At 39.8% G+C, this 17,510-nt stretch carries 18 protein-coding genes and 1 other RNA gene; 16 read left to right on the forward strand and 3 right to left on the reverse strand.

What is annotated here, in order from left to right; genetic code table 11:
* The first annotated feature begins 8 nt into the window (after positions 1-8).
* The 8 genes from FRX51_RS03520 (at position 9) to FRX51_RS03555 (ending at position 7,038) form a co-directional block, all read left to right on the forward strand.
* The gene (locus FRX51_RS03520) at positions 9-797 is read left to right on the forward strand and encodes an amino acid ABC transporter permease (RefSeq protein ID WP_146495898.1); all 789 of its coding nucleotides are present in this window, start codon (positions 9-11) and stop codon (positions 795-797) included.
* Positions 790-1,533, forward strand: a complete 744-nt coding sequence (locus tag FRX51_RS03525; RefSeq protein ID WP_146495900.1) for an amino acid ABC transporter ATP-binding protein — start codon at positions 790-792, stop codon at positions 1,531-1,533. The genes FRX51_RS03520 and FRX51_RS03525 overlap by 8 nt, the downstream gene beginning before the upstream one ends.
* Before the next feature lie 7 nt (positions 1,534-1,540).
* Positions 1,541-1,765: a DUF4059 family protein gene (locus FRX51_RS03530; protein ID WP_146461751.1), complete on the forward strand. Its 225-nt coding sequence runs from the start codon at positions 1,541-1,543 to the stop codon at positions 1,763-1,765.
* Positions 1,766-1,790: 25 nt separating this feature from the next.
* Entirely contained in the window at positions 1,791-2,705 is a 915-nt protein-coding gene (gene trxB / locus FRX51_RS03535; protein WP_146495902.1) for a thioredoxin-disulfide reductase, read from the forward strand.
* 124 nt (positions 2,706-2,829) lie between these two features.
* Positions 2,830-3,507 (forward strand): hypothetical protein, encoded by a 678-nt coding sequence (locus FRX51_RS03540; protein WP_146495904.1) that lies wholly within the window; start codon positions 2,830-2,832, stop codon positions 3,505-3,507.
* Positions 3,508-3,570: 63 nt separating this feature from the next.
* Positions 3,571-5,031 carry a nicotinate phosphoribosyltransferase gene (locus FRX51_RS03545; RefSeq protein ID WP_146496111.1) on the forward strand — a complete coding sequence of 487 codons (1,461 nt, stop codon included), beginning with the start codon at positions 3,571-3,573 and terminating at the stop codon, positions 5,029-5,031.
* Positions 5,031-5,855, forward strand: coding sequence for an ammonia-dependent NAD(+) synthetase (gene nadE, locus FRX51_RS03550; RefSeq protein ID WP_146495906.1), 825 nt, complete (start codon positions 5,031-5,033; stop codon positions 5,853-5,855). The genes FRX51_RS03545 and nadE overlap by 1 nt, the downstream gene beginning before the upstream one ends.
* A 127-nt stretch (positions 5,856-5,982) precedes the next feature.
* Positions 5,983-7,038, forward strand: coding sequence for a zinc-dependent alcohol dehydrogenase family protein (locus FRX51_RS03555; RefSeq protein ID WP_146495908.1), 1,056 nt, complete (start codon positions 5,983-5,985; stop codon positions 7,036-7,038).
* A 44-nt stretch (positions 7,039-7,082) separates the two neighbouring features.
* Here FRX51_RS03555 and pbp1a read toward each other — a convergent pair whose 3' ends face one another.
* Positions 7,083-9,374 carry a penicillin-binding protein PBP1A gene (gene pbp1a, locus FRX51_RS03560; protein WP_146495910.1) on the reverse strand — a complete coding sequence of 764 codons (2,292 nt, stop codon included), beginning with the start codon at positions 9,372-9,374 and terminating at the stop codon, positions 7,083-7,085.
* Positions 9,375-9,377: 3 nt separating this feature from the next.
* Positions 9,378-9,965 (reverse strand): Holliday junction resolvase RecU, encoded by a 588-nt coding sequence (recU, locus tag FRX51_RS03565; protein WP_146461765.1) that lies wholly within the window; start codon positions 9,963-9,965, stop codon positions 9,378-9,380.
* Positions 9,966-10,039: 74 nt separating this feature from the next.
* On the opposite strand from recU, the gene FRX51_RS03570 reads away from it, so the two are divergent.
* From FRX51_RS03570 to FRX51_RS03590, 5 genes are all read left to right on the forward strand, one after another.
* Positions 10,040-10,564: a DUF1273 domain-containing protein gene (locus FRX51_RS03570; RefSeq protein WP_146495912.1), complete on the forward strand. Its 525-nt coding sequence runs from the start codon at positions 10,040-10,042 to the stop codon at positions 10,562-10,564.
* Between the two features lie 95 nt (positions 10,565-10,659).
* Positions 10,660-10,992, forward strand: a complete 333-nt coding sequence (gene gpsB, locus FRX51_RS03575; protein WP_146495914.1) for a cell division regulator GpsB — start codon at positions 10,660-10,662, stop codon at positions 10,990-10,992.
* A gap of 11 nt (positions 10,993-11,003) precedes the next feature.
* Positions 11,004-11,384, forward strand: an RNA gene (gene rnpB, locus FRX51_RS03580) — RNase P RNA component class B.
* Between the two features lie 59 nt (positions 11,385-11,443).
* Complete coding sequence (locus FRX51_RS03585; RefSeq protein WP_146495915.1) at positions 11,444-12,604, forward strand: class I SAM-dependent RNA methyltransferase; 1,161 nt, start codon at positions 11,444-11,446, stop codon at positions 12,602-12,604.
* Between the two features lie 13 nt (positions 12,605-12,617).
* A complete protein-coding gene (locus FRX51_RS03590) occupies positions 12,618-14,159 on the forward strand; it encodes a cell division site-positioning protein MapZ family protein (RefSeq protein WP_146495917.1) in 1,542 nt (513 codons plus the stop codon).
* Positions 14,160-14,183: 24 nt separating this feature from the next.
* Here the strand turns inward: FRX51_RS03590 and FRX51_RS03595 are convergent, their stop codons facing one another.
* Positions 14,184-14,666 carry an S-ribosylhomocysteine lyase gene (locus tag FRX51_RS03595; RefSeq protein ID WP_146495919.1) on the reverse strand — a complete coding sequence of 161 codons (483 nt, stop codon included), beginning with the start codon at positions 14,664-14,666 and terminating at the stop codon, positions 14,184-14,186.
* 134 nt (positions 14,667-14,800) lie between these two features.
* Between FRX51_RS03595 and FRX51_RS03600 the strand changes: the two genes are divergently transcribed.
* The 3 genes from FRX51_RS03600 to rpoZ all read left to right on the forward strand — a co-directional run bounded on the left by FRX51_RS03600 (position 14,801) and on the right by rpoZ (position 17,507).
* Positions 14,801-16,408: a ribonuclease Y gene (locus tag FRX51_RS03600; protein WP_146495921.1), complete on the forward strand. Its 1,608-nt coding sequence runs from the start codon at positions 14,801-14,803 to the stop codon at positions 16,406-16,408.
* Between the two features lie 134 nt (positions 16,409-16,542).
* A complete protein-coding gene (gene gmk / locus FRX51_RS03605; RefSeq protein WP_146495923.1) occupies positions 16,543-17,169 on the forward strand; it encodes a guanylate kinase in 627 nt (208 codons plus the stop codon).
* A gap of 20 nt (positions 17,170-17,189) precedes the next feature.
* The gene (gene rpoZ / locus FRX51_RS03610; protein WP_186603346.1) at positions 17,190-17,507 is read left to right on the forward strand and encodes a DNA-directed RNA polymerase subunit omega; all 318 of its coding nucleotides are present in this window, start codon (positions 17,190-17,192) and stop codon (positions 17,505-17,507) included.
* Positions 17,508-17,510: the final 3 nt, after the last annotated feature.

Genomic DNA, 17,510 nt, shown 5'->3' on the forward strand with positions numbered 1-17,510 from the left:
GGAAAAATATGGATAAATTAGTTGCAGCAGGTTGGTATGCCAATCTGGTAGCCGGTCTGCCTGATGGAAAATTATTTAGTTGGCGAGCAGTTTTTAATGCTATTCCAAGTATTTTGGAGCAGTTGCCCATTACCTTGGGACTGACTCTAGGTGGAGCTGTTTTTGGTCTGCTTCTAGCCTTACTTTTTGCCATTGTTAAAATCAATCGGACAAAAGTGCTTTATCCGATTCAAGCAGTTGTGGTTAGTTTCTTACGTGGAACGCCGATTTTGGTGCAACTCATGTTGAGTTATTATGGGATTCCCCTGTTGTTGAAAGCTCTTAATCAATCTTATGGTTTGAACTGGAATGTTAACAGTATTCCAGCTTCTGTGTTTGCCATTACGGCCTTTGCCTTTAATGAAGCGGCCTATACGAGTGAAACCATTCGTGCAGCCATTCAAGCGGTCAATAGTGGTGAGATTGAAGCAGCTAAAAGTTTAGGGATGACATCTACTCAGATTTACCGTCGTGTCATTATTCCCAATGCAGCCGTGATTGCAACACCAACCTTGATTAACACCCTAATTGGTTTGACCAAGGGGACATCTCTGGCATTTAATGCGGGAATCGTGGAAATGTTTGCTCAGGCTCAAATCCTTGGTGGGCGAGATTACCGTTATTTTGAACGTTTTATCTCGGTAGCTATGATTTATTGGTTGGTCAATATTGTGATTGAATCTGTTGGTCGTTTCTTGGAGAAGAAAATGGCTATTCCATCACCAGAACAGGTCAAACAAGGAGGTCGTCATGATTAAAATTAGTCATTTGACCAAGGAATTTTCAGGTCAAAAGGTCTTGAATGACTTGAATTTAGAGATTAAAAAGGGTGAAGTCATTGCTTTGGTAGGGGCATCAGGTGCTGGAAAATCAACCTTTCTACGTAGCCTAAACTACTTGGAACAAGCTGATTCTGGCACCATTGAAATTGAAGATTTCAAGGTAGATTTCACCAACATTAGCAAAGACGACATCATTACCTTGCGTCGTAAGTTGGCCATGGTTTTCCAACAATTCAATCTGTTTGAACGCCGTACAGCCCTAGACAATGTCAAGGAAGGTCTAAAGATTGTCAAAAAATTATCAGATGAAGAAGCAACTCAAATTGCCAAAGTAGAATTGGCAAAGGTTGGTCTGTCTGATCGTGAAAATCATTACCCCCGTCACCTATCGGGTGGGCAAAAGCAACGGGTGGCGCTAGCTCGTGCCCTTGCCATGAAACCAGATGTACTTTTACTTGACGAACCCACGTCTGCCCTTGACCCTGAGTTAGTCGGTGAGGTGGAAAAATCAATTGCTGACGCAGCCAAGGCAGGTCAAACCATGGTTTTGGTTAGTCATGACATGAATTTTGTCTATCAAGTGGCAGATAAGGTGCTATTTTTAGAAAAGGGACATATCTTGGAACAAGGTAGCCCAGAAGAGATTTTCCGTAACCCTAAAGAAGCTAGAACCAAGGAATTTTTCGCTTCTTATAACAAACAATACATTTAATACACTTATGCTCATCAATATTTTTAATTTTTATTTACAAGGTCTGTTGTGGGCGATTGTCTTTACGCTTGTTGTTGCGATTATTTGGCTACTTTATCGGGTCAATCGCAAGTTAGATCCGACAGTAAAGGAAAGACAGGCTGCCCTGTATGACACCATGATGATGGTTTTGATTAGTATTCCCATTTTATCATTTGCCTTTATGGCCCTGATTTTGATGATTAAGGCTTAGAAACTGGTTAAGAAAAGGAGAAAGCATGTACGACACGCTAGTTATTGGTGCAGGTCCAGCTGGGATGACTGCAGCCCTTTATGCAGCTAGAAGTAACCTCAAGGTAGGTCTGTTAGAACAGGGAGCACCTGGGGGGCAGATGAATAATACGGCTGATATTGAAAATTATCCTGGTTTTGACTTGATTTCTGGACCAGAGCTATCGATGAAGATGTTTGACCCCTTAGAAAAACTGGGTGTTGAACACCTCTATGGTATTGTGACGACCATTCAAGACTTGGGTCAAAGTAAATTGGTCAAGACCATGGATGGTGAATTTGAGGCCAAGACTGTGATTCTTGCAACAGGTGCCAAACACCGCTTACTTCAGGTGCCAGGTGAAGACACCTATGCCAGTCGAGGGGTTTCCTACTGTGCAGTCTGTGATGGTGCATTTTTCCGAGATCAAGATCTTCTTGTTGTTGGTGGAGGTGATTCGGCAGTTGAAGAAGCTCTATTTTTGACACGTTTTGCCAAATCAGTGACCATTGTTCATCGCCGTGATCAACTCAGAGCCCAAAAACTTCTACAAGACCGAGCTCTTGCCAATGAAAAAATCAACTTCATTTGGGATAGCGTGGTCAAAGAAATCAAGGGGAACGATGTTAAAGTGACTAGCGTTGACATTGAGAATGTCAAGACTGGTCAAGTGACCAATCACGCCTTTGCAGGTGTTTTTATCTACATCGGACTTGATCCAGTATCGCAGATGGTAGCTGACTTGCAAATGACAGATGACAATGGTTGGATTCCAACAGACGATAAAATGGCAACCAAGGTGCCAGGTATCTTTGCCATTGGTGACGTTCGCCAAAAAGACCTACGTCAGATTACGACAGCTGTCGGTGACGGAGCGATCGCAGGTATTTCAGCCTATCACTACCTAACAGAACACAATTAAAGCAGAGAAAACTCTGCTTTTTTTGATGTGAAAGAGTTGACAAAAGAATTACTCAGTAGAATGTTAATAAACCTTTCTAACCGCCTTAAAATATGCTATGCTTAAAGAAAGGGAGGTGCTTTTAATGATTGATTATTTATTTGTTTCTCCACTTGGCTGGAGTCAACATGTTTGGGACAAGTTGTTAAAATTTCCAGTTTTCGCTAAGGGTAAATGCGATTTTGTTAATTTTTTAGATGAATCTTTTTCAGCAATTACTCAAGAAGAAGTAGAAGCAAGTTTATTGGAAAAAATGAAAAACTTATCTTCTAGTGGGACAGTGATTGCTTCTTCTTATGGCAGTTTAGTCACCTTATCTGTTTTGGCAAAAGCCCAGTTGCCGATTGCTCGCTTGGTTTTAATTTCAGGATTAGAAGAAGTGCCATCACAAGTAGATTTGGATGAGATGTTTCAAAAGGTTGTTGACGAAAGTTATACCGACATATCAGGGTATTTGGACATGATGTTGACAGGAGAAGAACAAAAAGACAGTATTCTTTGTCAGATTCTTGAGTATAATTTACAGAAAAAAGAAGAAAGTTTCCAACCACTTCTTAGTCAATCTAATATCTATGCTTACTTGAGTATTTATGCTGGACTTAATCCTAGCTATCTTTTGGAACAAGTGAATCAACTGGTTAAGCAGCTAACAGTTTTTTCAGAGCAGACTTTGACCGTTTCTCATATTAAGATTCTTCCAGAAGATCATCTGTTGATGTTAACTCAACCTAAACTTTTGTATCACCATCTCATCAACCCTTAGCGTCTATTTTTCACTTAAATTATGCTATAATGATAAGGATAAGGAGAAGATTGACAACTTATGATATATACAGATGATAGTTTGACCCTACATACGGATCTGTATCAGATTAACATGATGCAGGTTTATTTTAATCAAGGGATTCACAATAAAAAAGCCGTTTTTGAGCTTTATTTTAGAAAATTACCTTTTGCCAATGGCTATGCTGTTTTTGCAGGTCTGGAGCGAATTGTCCGATATTTAGAAAATCTCAAGTTTTCAGAAACAGACCTTGCCTACTTGCGTGAGCTAGGCTACCAAGAAGATTTCTTGACCTATCTTAAAAATTTCAAGTTGGAGTTATCCATAAAGTCAGCCCAAGAGGGAGATTTGGTTTTTGCCAATGAACCCTTAGTTCAAGTTGAAGGTCCACTTGCTCAAGGACAATTACTAGAAACAGCTCTTTTGAATATTGTAAACTTCCAAACGTTGATTGCCACTAAGGCTGCACGAATTAAGTCAGTGATTGAAGATGAGCCACTTTTGGAATTTGGTACTCGTAGGGCTCAAGAAATGGACGCAGCCCTTTGGGGAACTAGGGCTGCTATGATTGGTGGTGCTGACGCTACCAGTAATGTTCGAGCGGGTAAAATTTTTGGGATTCCAGTTTCTGGAACCCACGCGCACGCCCTTGTTCAAGCCTATGGCAATGATTACGACGCTTTTAAGGCCTATGCCAGCACTCATAAAGACTGTATCTTTTTGGTTGATACCTATGACACGCTTCGCCTAGGTGTGCCTGCTGCGATTAAGGTTGCCAAGGAATTTGGCGATAAGATCAACTTCAAAGGTGTGCGAATTGACTCAGGTGATATGGCTTATTTGTCTAAGAAAGTCAGAAAGCAACTAGATGATGCCGGCTATCCTGATGCTAAGATTTATGCGTCTAATGATTTAGATGAAAATACCATTCTCAACCTTAAAATGCAAAAAGCTAAGATTGATGTTTGGGGTGTGGGAACAAAGCTCATTACAGCCTATGATCAACCCGCCTTGGGAGCCGTTTATAAGATTGTGTCCATCGAAGATGACAAGGGGCAAATGCAAGACACCATTAAGTTGTCTAATAACGCTGAAAAAGTTTCTACCCCTGGTAAAAAACAAGTTTGGCGAATTACCAGTCGTGCAAAAGGCAAGTCAGAGGGTGACTATTTAACTTTTTCTGATGTTGATGTTAACCAATTAGACGAAATCCACATGTTCCACCCAACCTATACCTATATTGACAAGTGGGTCAAGGACTTTGATGCTGTGCCACTCTTAGTTGATATTTATGACCAAGGAAAATTGGTCTATGACTTGCCAAGTTTGACCGAAATTAAGGCCTATGCCAAGAAAGAACTCGATGCCTTATGGGACGAATACAAACGTGTACTTAATCCACAGGAGTATCCAGTGGACTTGGCAGGCGATGTGTGGAAGAATAAGATGGATCTGATTGACCGAGTGCGTAAGGAAGCATTGAGTAGAGGAGTGGAGGTCTGATGTCACTACAAAGAGAAATCGTTAAAGCCTTAGGCGTAAAAGCGCAAATTGACCCCAAAGAAGAAATTAGAAAATCTATTGATTTTCTCAAAAGTTATCTATATAAACACCCCTTCTTGAAAACCTTTGTTTTGGGCATTTCTGGTGGTCAAGATTCAACCTTGGCTGGCCGACTCGCCCAGCTAACCATGGCAGAAATGCGAGCTGAAACCAAAGATGACAGTTATCAATTTATTGCAGTTCGTCTGCCTTATGGGGTACAGGCTGACGAAGCAGATGCCCAAAAAGCTTTGGATTTTATTCAACCAGACCAACTGCTGACAGTCAACATTAAAGAGGCAGTTGATGGCCAAGTGGCAGAACTAGCTAGGGCAGGTGTGAGCATTTCTGATTTTAATAAGGGAAATATCAAGGCTCGTCAGCGTATGATTACCCAGTATGCCATTGCAGGCCAATATCAAGGAGCTGTTATTGGGACTGATCATGCTGCAGAAAATATTACTGGTTTCTTTACCAAATTTGGTGATGGTGGTGCAGACATCTTGCCCCTATTTCGCCTAAACAAACGTCAAGGAAAAGCTCTCTTGAAAGAGTTAGGAGCAGAAGCAAGTCTTTACAACAAGATTCCTATTGCTGATTTGGAAGAAGATAAACCAGGCTTGGCAGATGAAGTGGCTTTAGGAGTGACCTATAACAATATCGATGATTACTTGGAAGGGAAAAAAATTACGTCCCAAGCCCAAGAGATCATTGAAAATTGGTGGCAAAAAACAGCCCATAAACGTCACCTGCCGATTACGATTTTTGATGATTTTTGGAAATAAAGTAAATTCTACTAACTGGTTTAGTAGAATTTTTTTTGAAGAAAATACAAAAAACTGTTGCAAACGCTTTCCAAAAATGCTATAATAAGATTGTTAAAAAGATAACAAACTATAGAGGAGGCTTACTATGAAAGCAGCAACTTATGTCAATAAAGGTCAATTAGAATTAGTTGAACAACCTAAACCAACGATTGTTAATCCAACTGATGCTATTGTACGAATTGTGAAAACCACGATTTGTGGAACGGATCTTCATATTTTAGGTGGAGATGTACCAGCTTGTAAACCAGGAACAATCTTGGGTCATGAGGGAATTGGAATCGTAGAAGAAGTCGGAGAGGCAGTTAGCAATTTCAAGGTTGGTGATAAAGTTATTGTTTCTTGTATCACTTCTTGTAACACTTGCTACTATTGTAAGCGTCAGTTGCCATCTCACTGTGAAAGTGGTGGATGGATTTTAGGACATCTCATCAATGGTACACAGTCTGAGTATGTTCATATTCCTCATGCAGACGGTAGTCTTTATCATGCACCTAAGACAGTAGAAGATGATGCTCTTGTAATGTTGTCTGATATTTTCCCAACTTCCTATGAAATTGGTGTTCAGCCATCTCATGTTAAACCAGGAGATAGCGTGTGTATCGTCGGTGCAGGTCCAGTTGGTTTAGCAGCCTTGTTGACAGTTCAATTCTATTCTCCAGCTAAGATTATTATGGTTGATTTGTCTGAATCTCGTCTTGAAGCCGCTAAGAAATTTGGTGCAACACATACGATTTGTTCATCTGATGTGGAAGAAATCAAGGCTAAGATTGATGAGTTGACAGATGGTCGTGGTGTTGATGTTAGTATGGAGTGTGTTGGTTATCCAGAAACCTTTGATGTTTGTCAAAATGTTGTAGCTATCGGTGGTCACATTGCCAACTTGGGTGTTCATGGTAAGCCAGTTGACTTTGCTTTGCAAGATTTATGGATTAAGAATGTGACTTTATCAACTGGTTTGGTTAATGCTAATACCACTGAAATGTTGCTTAACGTTGTGAAATCAGGAAAAATTGATGCAGGCCAGTTAGTAACACACCACTTCAAACTATCTGAAATTGAAAAAGCCTATGAAGTCTTTAAGAATGCTGGTAAAAACGAAGCACTTAAAGTTATCATTGAAAATGATATTACACCAGCTTAGTTACAGTTGACCAAAGAAAAAATCCCTCAGATGAGGGATTTTCTTTATTCTTCAATTTCTTCTTCATAGAATGGAACAGTTTCTGTTGCTGAACTAGAAGTGTTTTCTCTAGTTGTTGCATTACTTGAAGCAATTGATGTCGATGCAACGGCTTCAAGTTCATCTTCAGTTTCGGTATCTGTTTCTGAGGCTTTACTAGAAGAAGTTGAGCTACTTTCTTTTGAAGAGCTACTTGTTTCATTCTGACTACTACTGCTGATTTCGTTAGTAGTGACAGTTGTAGAACTTGTTGTGTGATTGCTACGATTATTAGTTGCCCGTGAGTTAGAATAATAATCTCTATTATTAGTACTATAACCATCTAAATAAAGCATACCATTGCTACGATATAGTCCTTCAGGCATTTCCCAATCATCACTATAACCACCAGTGAGATAATACATGACTGTTCGATAGATTTGAGCAGAGATTTTTAGCCCATTACCATAAAGTGGGGTTAGACGGTTTTTATAACCCGTCCAAACAGCCATTGAGTATTGTGAGGTGTAGCCGACAAAGTTAGAATCTGGTGCAATTGTTCCAACATTTTGTGTGTAAAGTCCAGTTTCTGCAGCAATAATATCTAACTCGTCATCACTGTAGTTTGATGTTCCTGTTTTACCAGCTTGTGGCATTGAACCAATTGCAGCTTCTGTACCTGTTCCGTAAGTTAGAACGGTTTTCAGCATATCTGTCATCATGTAGGCTGTAGTTTCTTTCATCGCACGAGAGCCTTCAGGTTTGTAAGATTGACTTGAACCGTCATTAAATTCAATCTTATTGACGTATTGTGGCTTATAATAAGTACCACCATTTGCAAAAGCAGCATAGGCAGCAGCCATCTTCTCGCTACTAGCACCGTACTTAGAATCATTGACGGTTGTGTTACTAGAGATGGCGTTAGAATATAGCATTTCAGGATAATCAATTCCTAATTTGTTAAGGAATTTGAGAGAGGTTTCTAATCCAGCCGCTTCCAAAGCTCGAATTGCTGGAATGTTACGCGATTGCATCAAAGCTGTTTGAATGGTCATCCAGCCATAGTATTGACGATCCCAGTTATAGACTTGGGTATAAGTACCAGGCCAATAGTAGATAGAATCGTTAGTTGATTGAGCGGTAGAGGTATAGACTCCACTATCAAGAGCAGGCCCATAGTCTGTGATTGGTTTCATGGTTGACGCCCAGTCACGATCGGTTAAAACAGCTTGATTGGTACCAAATGAGATATCATCGTTTTGATTTCTAGCGCCTAGTTGGGCAATGACTTGACCAGTGTTAACATCCATGATGGTTGAAGCTACTTGCATTTCATCATCTGGATAAGCGATGTAGTCATAGGTGTTATAAACATCCCATAGGTAGCTTTGTAAGTTTGAATTAACATTCGTATAAACTTTTAAACCAGACGTAAAGATGTCTTTACCTGTTTTTTCTTCAACTTCTTGAATGACTTGTTTGAGATAGTTATCTAGATATTTTTCATAGCTAACTTTCTTTTGTAATGGTTTAAGGCCATCAGTAACAGGAGTAGCTAAGGCTTCCTCATAGACCTCTTTACTAATCTTACCGTAATTAAGCATTTGAGATAGCACAGTATCGCGTCGAGCTTGAGCGGTTTCGGCATTGGTATAAGGGTCATATTGGCTAGGAGCTTGTGGAATACCAGCAAGTAAAGCTAATTGAGCGATAGACAATTCTGGCAAATCTTTGCCATAATAGTTTTTAGCTGCTGTTCGCATACCATAGTAACCATTTCCCATATAAACCTTGTTAATATAGAAGGTTAGAATTTCTTGCTTGGTATATTTTTTCTCCATTTGTAGTGATAACCAAGCTTCTTGAGCCTTACGTTTAAGGTTTTGGTCACGTTCAGTGGTTGAGAAATATGCTAGCTTAATCAATTGTTGATCAAGGGTTGACCCACCTTGAGTGGTGTTGCTGGTTAAATTATGCCAAGCAGAACCTAGGATACGGAAAATATCAATTCCTCGATGTTCAAAGAAACGGCGATCTTCAATAGCTGTTACAGCATTGACCAAATCAATTGGAATGCTATCAGCCGTTACGCTCTCACGTTGTTCAGATCCTAAATCAGCAATTTGATTCCCCTCGCTATCAAATACCAAGCTGGAATTAACAGCCCTCAATTTGTCTTCAGAGAGAGACGGAGCGGTAAGGACAAAAAAGCCAAAAACTAAGGCACCTATAACAACTAGGAAAATGATAAAACTGAGTAGTGCTCCTACTGCATATTTAATAAGGTTTAAAAGAGATTTCGATTTGATAGTAATCACCGCCTAAAAGAATTTTTCAATAATATCAAGATAAGGGACTTGAGGAAGAATAGAGTCAGCTATGCGATAGCCTTGTTTTTTGATATAATCAAGTGGCATAGATTTGCTTCCTTGGTCACGTTTGTAGTGGTCAATTAAAGCTTGAGCTGGTAAGAAATAGGTTTCTTTCAACGAAGAAAAATGCAAGAGAACAAAGCAAATGCCATCTTGTCGAAGCACTTGTTTCATGTGTTCAATCTGATGCTCGTGAAAATTTTTCATGGGCATGGCAGTTTTTTGCCGGGTTTCCTTGGCTTCAAAATCAATGTAACGTCCCTTATAGACACCAGAATAGTCAGTGGTTGAGGCTTGTCTAAAATAAGCTTCAACAATTTTCGCCCGACTGCGTTTAGGGTAATCGACTTTGACGATCTGAACGGGTGTCGGTTTTTTATGAATGACTGCTAGTTCTCGTGTCAAATAGTAGGCGTTAGTCGCATTGATACTGGCTTCAAAAGACATGCCACGATTGGCAAAGTCAGTTTGAGAACGGTTCTGTTTCAAGTGTTTTGAAACAGCTTGTCGCTTTAATCGATGAGGGTAGTTAACCATATCGCTCCTAATCGCTTAATTAAAATAACACATTTCAACCTATTATAGCATATTTTTAGAAAGGATAGCAAAAAATGTCCACAATTCTTGTCTCAGGTTACCGAAATTTTGATTTGGGTATTTTTCAAGAAACAGACCCACGGCTACAAGTGATTAAAAAAGCTATTGAAAAAGATTTGGAGTATCTGTGTGAACAAGGCTTAGAGTGGTTGATTTTCACAGGTAATTTGGGTTTTGAATATTGGGTTTTGGAGGTTGCTAAAAACATGCAGAAGGACTACAGGTTTCAGATGGGGGTCATTTTTCCATTTGAAGACCATGGTCAAAGTTGGAACGACAATAATCAAATGGTTTTAACTGCTTTTAAGCAACTGGATTTTGTCAAATATAGTTACCCTAGTTATCAAAGCCCACAGCAGTTAAAAGCTTATCAAGATTTTTTGCTTAACCATACAGATGGAGCTTATCTCTTTTATGACGAGGAGCATGAAACCAATTTGAAATATTTATTTAATCGAATAAAAACGTTGTTAAATTACGACATCAAACGCTTAGATTTTGGTCGTCTTAATGATTTGGCACAGGAAATAGAGTCTTAACTCAATTAAGTAAAATTCTTGATTTTTCTTCTATCTTCTTGTATAATCAAAAATGAGTGAATGCTCTTTTAGATTGATTAGTATGGAGAAATAGAATGGCAAGTATTATTTTGAGTCCAAAAGACATTTTTGAACAAGAATTTAAGACCGTGATGCGTGGCTTTGATAAAAAAGAAGTGGATGAGTTTTTGGATGATGTGATTAAAGACTATGAAACCTTTAGTGCTCAGATAGCTGCCCTTCGTGAAGAAAATCAAGCTTTGAAGAAACAATTGGCGAATAGTTCTACTGAAGTTAAGACACAACCTGCAGTAACAGTAGCACCAACTAGTCAGTTTAGTAGTCATCAGACGGCGACAAATCTTGATATTCTCAAGCGTATTAGCCGTTTAGAAAAAGAAGTTTTCGGCAAACAGATTGTAGAATAAAATAATGTGCAATTTTTGGATAATCGCATGGTAAATGAGTTGCCATGAGGAAAGTCCATGCTAGCACTGGCTGTGATGCCGGTAGTGTTTGTGCTAGGCGAACCAATAAGCCTAGGGACTTGTCCTTGAGATGAGTTACGGCGGATAAAATGGCTAAGTCTTTGATATGCCAGAGTCATCCTGAAAGTGCCACAGTGACGTAGTTTTCATGGAAACGTGAAAAATGGAACGCGGTAAACCCCTCAAGCTAGCAACCCAAACTTTGGTCGGGGCATGAAATAGCTGGAATCCGAACAGACTATTTTGACTGCAAGTTTATCCTTGTAGTAGACAGATGATTATCAAGGGAGGCAAGGCCTAGTTGCCTCCTGAACAAAACATGGCTTATAGAAAATTGCATAATAGGTGAGCTAGCACTTGCTAGCTTTTATTGTAGATTATGAAAGAAGATATGAAAACATCATTTAAATTAGTGGCCACAGCTGCAGCAGGTTTAGAGGCTGTTGTTGGCCGTGAAATTCGAGCGTTAGGCATTGATTGTCAGGTAGAAAATGGGAAAGTCTTGTTCCAAGGTGATTTGGAAACGATTATCAAAACAAATTTATGGTTAAGAGCAGCTGATCGCATCAAGATTATCGTTGGTCAATTTCCAGCGCGTACCTTTGAGGAACTGTTTCAAGGGGTTTTGGCATTAGATTGGGAAAATTATCTGCCTTTGGGAGCGAAGTTTCCGATTAGTAAGGCAAAATGTGTGCGTTCTAAATTGCACAATGAACCAAGTGTTCAAGCCATTACCAAAAAAGCAGTGGTTAAAAAATTACAAAAACACTACCATCGTCCTGAAGGAGTACCTTTACAGGAGATTGGTGCAGAGTTTAAGATTGAAGTGTCGATTCTGAAAGACCAGGCAACCGTAATGATTGACACTAGTGGTGATAGTTTGTTCAAACGGGGCTATCGAACGGAAAAAGGTGGTGCGCCGATCAAGGAAAATATGGCGGCGGCAATCTTACAACTATCTAATTGGTTTCCAGATAAGCCTTTGATTGATCCGACTTGTGGTTCTGGTACTTTCTGTATTGAGGCAGCGATGATGGCCATGAATATTGCACCAGGCTTTAATCGCCAGTTTGCTTTTGAAAAATGGGACTGGGTAGATAAGAAACTGGTACAAGAGGTTCGTGATCAGGCTGAGAATGAAGCTAAATATGATCTTGTTTTAGATATTTCTGGTTTTGATATTGATGCCAGAATGATTGAAATCGCAAAAAGAAATGCAGAAGAAGTGGGTTTGGCAGATGCCATTACCTTTAAGCAAATGCGATTGCAGGATTTACGAACAGAGAAAATCAATGGGGTTATTATCTCTAATCCCCCTTATGGTGAACGTTTGCTCAAGAGTGAGGAAGTTGATGACCTCTATGCTGATATGGGACGTGTGTTTGCTCCACTCAAAACATGGAGTAAGTTTATTTTGACTAGTGATGAAGCTTTTGAACAAAAATATGGTACGCCAGCTGATAAGAAGCGAAAACTCTATAACGGTACTTTAAAAGTTGATTTGTATCAATACTTTGGTCAACGTGTTAAACGATCAGAAATGAAGCAGTAAGAAAGGAAGTATGATGACAAAAAATAAGAAAAATATGTTTAAAAATAAGGACGGTTTGGATTTAAATCGTGTAAAAGATTTAACGGTAGAAGAAACGATTCGTAAGGAATCTGAAATCAAGGCAGGTATTACAGATACTGATGGTATTTTAGACAAATATATTAAACAAAACCGTGAAAAAGTTGAATCAAAGAAATTTGATAAGATTGATTTAGAGTCATTGGATACAGGTGTTTTAGATAATTTTATCAAACAACAACGTGAAGAATTGGCTCAAGCTGGCTTGATTGAAGATACCGTTGTCGCTGATACAGTAGATACGGTTGAGGAGGTGGCCTTGACTGATTCTGTTACACCAACACCAGTTTCAACGAAAAGCTCAATTTTTGATGAAGTGGAATTGACCGAGACATCTGCTCCTATGACTAAGGAAGTTGATGATTTTGTTTTAGGTGACGCAGATGATGTGCAACCAGTTTACAAAAACAAAAAATGGATTATTGGTGGTCTAGCAGCTTTGGTACTTGGTATTTTTGGGGCAGGTTATGGCCTTAATCAATTAAGTAAACAAGCCACTTCGGTTACCTCGACAAGTAGTAGTTCAACTAGTTCTTCGTCGTCATCTAACCAAAGCAGTACAGATACGGCGACTGCAAAAGCTGATTATAATAGCTTTACGGAGCTATATGGAACATTTTTCGCAGATAGCGAAAAGACCAAGTTGAAAAATAGCGAATTTGCTAATTTACCCAACTTAGAAACAGCTCTTAATAAGCTCAAAGGAACTAGCTATTATGACAAGGCTAAGGCAGATTATGATAAATTGAGCAAATCAATCGCAGCAGTTCAAGCTATTAACAGTAAATTTGAAACAGACGCGATTGTAGATGGTGAAAAAGTGGCAACTAGCTTGAAAGCAGATGCTAATCTTGATGATTTATCAAGTGATGTCTTAAATACAGGTAACGCCTCGCTTGATACACTGTTGCAATCAGTCGTTTCAGAAGCAAGAACCAATGCAGGAATTGTGTCAGCCTCTGTTAACACAGATACAGAAACGGCTACAAGTGGTGATGCGGCAATGACTGATCAAGCGACAACTGAACAAACTACTGTTGCTGCAGACCAAGTTGCGACAACGCAAACTCCTGCAACTGAAAATACAGCAACAACTTCAGAGCAAACCACAACAGCTCAAGCTGGTGTGACAACAGACGCAGCAACCAGTGCAGCGACAACGAGCGTGATTGGGTCAGATTCGTCTGTACTTCAACGTAACTTGACTCGTGTGCCGTATAATGATACAGCTATTGCGGATACTAACAATCCAGCATGGGCCTTTAATCCAGGTGTTTTGGAAAATATCATCAACATTTCACGAGCTCGCGGTTACTTTACAGATAACAACTACTATGTTGAACCGGTTAATATTATTAACGGTAATGGCTATTACAACATGTTCAAATCTGACGGAACTTATCTCTTCTCAATCAATGCCAAGACAGGTTACTTTGTTGGAAATGCCCCAGGTAATGCTGATAACTTAGACTATTAAAAAAGAAGCCTATTGGCTTCTTTTTTAAATCACTCGACGTTCAAAGGGGTCAGTCGAGATGCCTTGTTCAAGAATCAATTTCGCCCATTCTTTTGCAGAAAATAGGCTGTGGTCTTTGTAGTTACCACAAGATTCAATGGTTGTACCAGGGACATCTTCCCAGCTAGTCACTTGAGCGATTTCTTCTAGTGATTCTTTAATGACTTTGGCGATGGTGTCTGAACTATGACGTCCCCACATAATTAAGTGGAATCCAGTACGGCATCCAAAAGGTGAACAGTCAATCATGCCATCAATGCGTTGACGAATCAGCTTAGCAAGCAGATGTTCAATGGTATGAAGGCCACTGGTTGGCATGGCATCTTGGTTGGGTTGAACTAAACGAATATCAAAGTTGGTGATGACATCTCCAACAGGGCCACTTTCTTCAGAAATCAAGCGAACATAGGGGGCTTTAACAGCCGTGTGATCTAATTCAAAACTTTCTACAATAACTTCTTTTGTCATGAGAACTCCTTATTTTATTTTACCTTATCATAACATAAAGTTGGTCAGTCAATCTAGTTTTAGATTGAGAAAAAAGTTAAATTGTGTTAGAATGTAATTTGGCTTATGCCAAAAAATAAATTGAGGTAAAAAACATGTTACAACTAATTTTAGGCCTTGTTTCTTCCCTCATTGGTTTGTTGATTGGTTATGTAGTGATTTCGGCTAAGATGAAAACGGCCAAAGAAACTGCAGAACTGACTCTTTTGAATGCAGAACAAGATGCAGTGAATCTGAGAGGTTTAGCAGAAGCAGAGGCTGACCAGATTAGACAAGCTGCCCAGCGTGATGGTAATGCTCAACGAAAAGAATTACTCATCGAAGCACGAGAAGAGGCTAGACGTTATCGTGAAGCCATTGACCAAGAATTTAAGACTGAGCGACAGGAGTTGAAGCAGATGGATAACCGTCTGACTCAGCGTGCCAGCTCACTTGACCGTAAGGATGAAAACTTGGCCAATAAAGAAAGACTTTTGGAACAAAAGGAACAAAGTCTGTCTGATAGGTCTAGGCATATTGATGAGCGTGAAGAAGAAGTTGCTCAATTGGAGTCGCAAAAATCAGAAGAATTGCAACGTGTGGCTCACATGTCTATCGCTGAAGCACGAGAGATTATTTTGACAGAAACAGAAAATAATCTCACTCAGGATATTGCCAATCGTATTAAGGCGGCTGAACAGGAAGTTAAGGATCGAGCTGATAAGACAGCTAAGGAACTACTCTCTCAAGCCATGCAACGTTTGGCGGGGGACTATGTGACTGAACAGACGATTACGACGGTTCATCTGCCTGATGATAGCATGAAGGGACGTATTATTGGTCGAGAAGGCCGTAATATTCGTACTTTGGAGAGTTTGACGGGAATTGATATTATCATTGATGACACACCAGAAGTGGTCATGTTATCTGGATTTGATCCGATTCGCCGTGAAATTGCTCGGCTAACTTTAGAAGCTTTGATTAAAGACGGTCGTATCCATCCAGCTCGTATTGAAGAGTTGGTGGAGAAAAATCGTCTGGAACTTGATCAACGTATTCGTGAGTATGGTGAAGCAGCAGCTTATGAAATTGGCGCACTTAATCTTCATCCAGATTTGATTAAGATTATGGGCCGTTTGCATTTTAGAACTAGCTATGGGCAAAATGTTCTTCGTCACTCGGTTGAAGTTGGTAAGCTAGCAGGTATTTTAGCAGGTGAGTTAGGTGAAAATGTTGCCCTAGCTCGTCGTGCAGGTTTCTTGCATGATATGGGCAAGGCCATTGACAAGGAAGTCGAAGGTAGCCATGTTGAGATTGGCACGGAATTTGCACGTAAATACAAGGAACATCCTGTGATTGTCAATACCATCGCGAGTCATCATGGCGATGTGGAAGCAGAAAGCGTCATTGCGGTCTTAGTAGCGGCAGCAGATGCTCTAAGTTCAGCTCGACCAGGTGCTCGTAATGAGTCTATCGAAAACTACATCAAGCGTCTGCGTGATTTGGAAGACATTGCGACTAACTTCAAGGGAGTTAAGCAAAGTTATGCCCTCCAGGCAGGTCGTGAGATTCGAATTATGGTTGAACCAGAACGTGTATCGGATAAACAAGTCACCATCTTAGCCCATCAGGTGCGTAAGAAGATTGAAAATGAACTGAATTACCCAGGTAATATTAAGGTAACAGTCATTCGTGAATTGCGAGCAGTAGATTATGCCAAATAAAAGAAGCTGAGATTTTCTCAGTTTCTTTTTTAATAAAAAACTGCTTGGTGAAAGCTAGACTTTTCTTGATATTGTCTTGAAAAAATACTTAGATTTTGTTAAACTGTTAAGTGAGAACAAACAAGGAGTGTAAGATGTCTGAACGTGGGCTGTTAGTTGTTTTCTCGGGACCTTCGGGTGTCGGTAAAGGGACAGTGAGGCAAGAAATTTTTTCAACCCCAGATCATAAATTTGAGTATTCGGTATCAATGACCACCCGTCCGCAACGTCCAGGTGAGGTTGATGGCGTTGATTATTTTTTCCGTAGTCGTGAAGAATTTGAAGAGCTAATTCGTCAGGGGCAAATGCTGGAATATGCAGAGTATGTCGGTAACTACTATGGAACACCATTGACCTATGTTAATGAAACTTTGGATAAGGGCATTGATGTTTTTTTAGAAATCGAGGTACAAGGTGCCTTGCAGGTCAAAAAGAAAGTTCCAGATGGAGTCTTTATTTTCCTAACGCCACCAGACTTAGAGGAGTTGCAAAACCGTTTGGTTGGTCGAGGGACAGACAGTCAAGAAGTGATTGCTCAACGAATCGAGCGAGCTAAGGAAGAAATCGCTTTGATGCGAGAATATGACTATGTGGTTGTTAATGATGAAGTGTCACTAGCTGCTGAAAGAGTCAAACGTATTATTGAAACGGAGCATTTTCGTGTCGAGCGTGTGATTGGTCATTACGATCAAATCATTAAAGCGACAACAGCCAAGAGATAAAGTTAGAAAGAGTAAATCTTATGATGTTAAAACCGTCGATTGATACCTTATTGGATAAGGTACCGTCAAAGTATTCGTTAGTCATGTTGCAAGCTAAACGAGCTCATGAATTAGAGGCTGGAGCTGAGGCAACAATGACATTCACCTCAGTTAAGTCAACCTTGCAAGCCTTGGAAGAAATTGAGGCAGGTTTGGTCACTGTGCACCCCAATCCAGAAGAAAAACGTGCACAAGCACTTTTGAAAAAAGAACAAGAACGTCTTTTCCGTGAAGCTGAAGAGCAACGGATTAAAGAGCAAATTGCTAAAGAAAAAGAAGAAGAAGGTGGAAAAATCTAAGAT

Origin of the sequence: Streptococcus sp. sy010 (assembly GCF_007859175.1) — a bacterium.
GTDB lineage: Bacteria > Bacillota > Bacilli > Lactobacillales > Streptococcaceae > Streptococcus.

What these genes read in the sequence shown, in the direction of transcription:
- FRX51_RS03520 (WP_146495898.1), top strand. Translation starts at nt 9, where the DNA reads ATGGATAAATTAGTTGCAGCAGGTTGGTATGCCAATCTGGTAGCCGGT.
- FRX51_RS03525 (WP_146495900.1), top strand. Translation starts at nt 790, where the DNA reads ATGATTAAAATTAGTCATTTGACCAAGGAATTTTCAGGTCAAAAGGTC.
- FRX51_RS03530 (WP_146461751.1), top strand. Translation starts at nt 1,541, where the DNA reads ATGCTCATCAATATTTTTAATTTTTATTTACAAGGTCTGTTGTGGGCG.
- trxB (WP_146495902.1), top strand. Translation starts at nt 1,791, where the DNA reads ATGTACGACACGCTAGTTATTGGTGCAGGTCCAGCTGGGATGACTGCA.
- FRX51_RS03540 (WP_146495904.1), top strand. Translation starts at nt 2,830, where the DNA reads ATGATTGATTATTTATTTGTTTCTCCACTTGGCTGGAGTCAACATGTT.
- nadE (WP_146495906.1), top strand. Translation starts at nt 5,031, where the DNA reads ATGTCACTACAAAGAGAAATCGTTAAAGCCTTAGGCGTAAAAGCGCAA.
- FRX51_RS03555 (WP_146495908.1), top strand. Translation starts at nt 5,983, where the DNA reads ATGAAAGCAGCAACTTATGTCAATAAAGGTCAATTAGAATTAGTTGAA.
- recU (WP_146461765.1), bottom strand. Translation starts at nt 9,965, where the DNA reads ATGGTTAACTACCCTCATCGATTAAAGCGACAAGCTGTTTCAAAACAC.
- FRX51_RS03570 (WP_146495912.1), top strand. Translation starts at nt 10,040, where the DNA reads ATGTCCACAATTCTTGTCTCAGGTTACCGAAATTTTGATTTGGGTATT.
- gpsB (WP_146495914.1), top strand. Translation starts at nt 10,660, where the DNA reads ATGGCAAGTATTATTTTGAGTCCAAAAGACATTTTTGAACAAGAATTT.
- FRX51_RS03585 (WP_146495915.1), top strand. Translation starts at nt 11,444, where the DNA reads ATGAAAACATCATTTAAATTAGTGGCCACAGCTGCAGCAGGTTTAGAG.
- FRX51_RS03590 (WP_146495917.1), top strand. Translation starts at nt 12,618, where the DNA reads ATGACAAAAAATAAGAAAAATATGTTTAAAAATAAGGACGGTTTGGAT.
- FRX51_RS03595 (WP_146495919.1), bottom strand. Translation starts at nt 14,666, where the DNA reads ATGACAAAAGAAGTTATTGTAGAAAGTTTTGAATTAGATCACACGGCT.
- FRX51_RS03600 (WP_146495921.1), top strand. Translation starts at nt 14,801, where the DNA reads ATGTTACAACTAATTTTAGGCCTTGTTTCTTCCCTCATTGGTTTGTTG.
- gmk (WP_146495923.1), top strand. Translation starts at nt 16,543, where the DNA reads ATGTCTGAACGTGGGCTGTTAGTTGTTTTCTCGGGACCTTCGGGTGTC.
- rpoZ (WP_186603346.1), top strand. Translation starts at nt 17,190, where the DNA reads ATGATGTTAAAACCGTCGATTGATACCTTATTGGATAAGGTACCGTCA.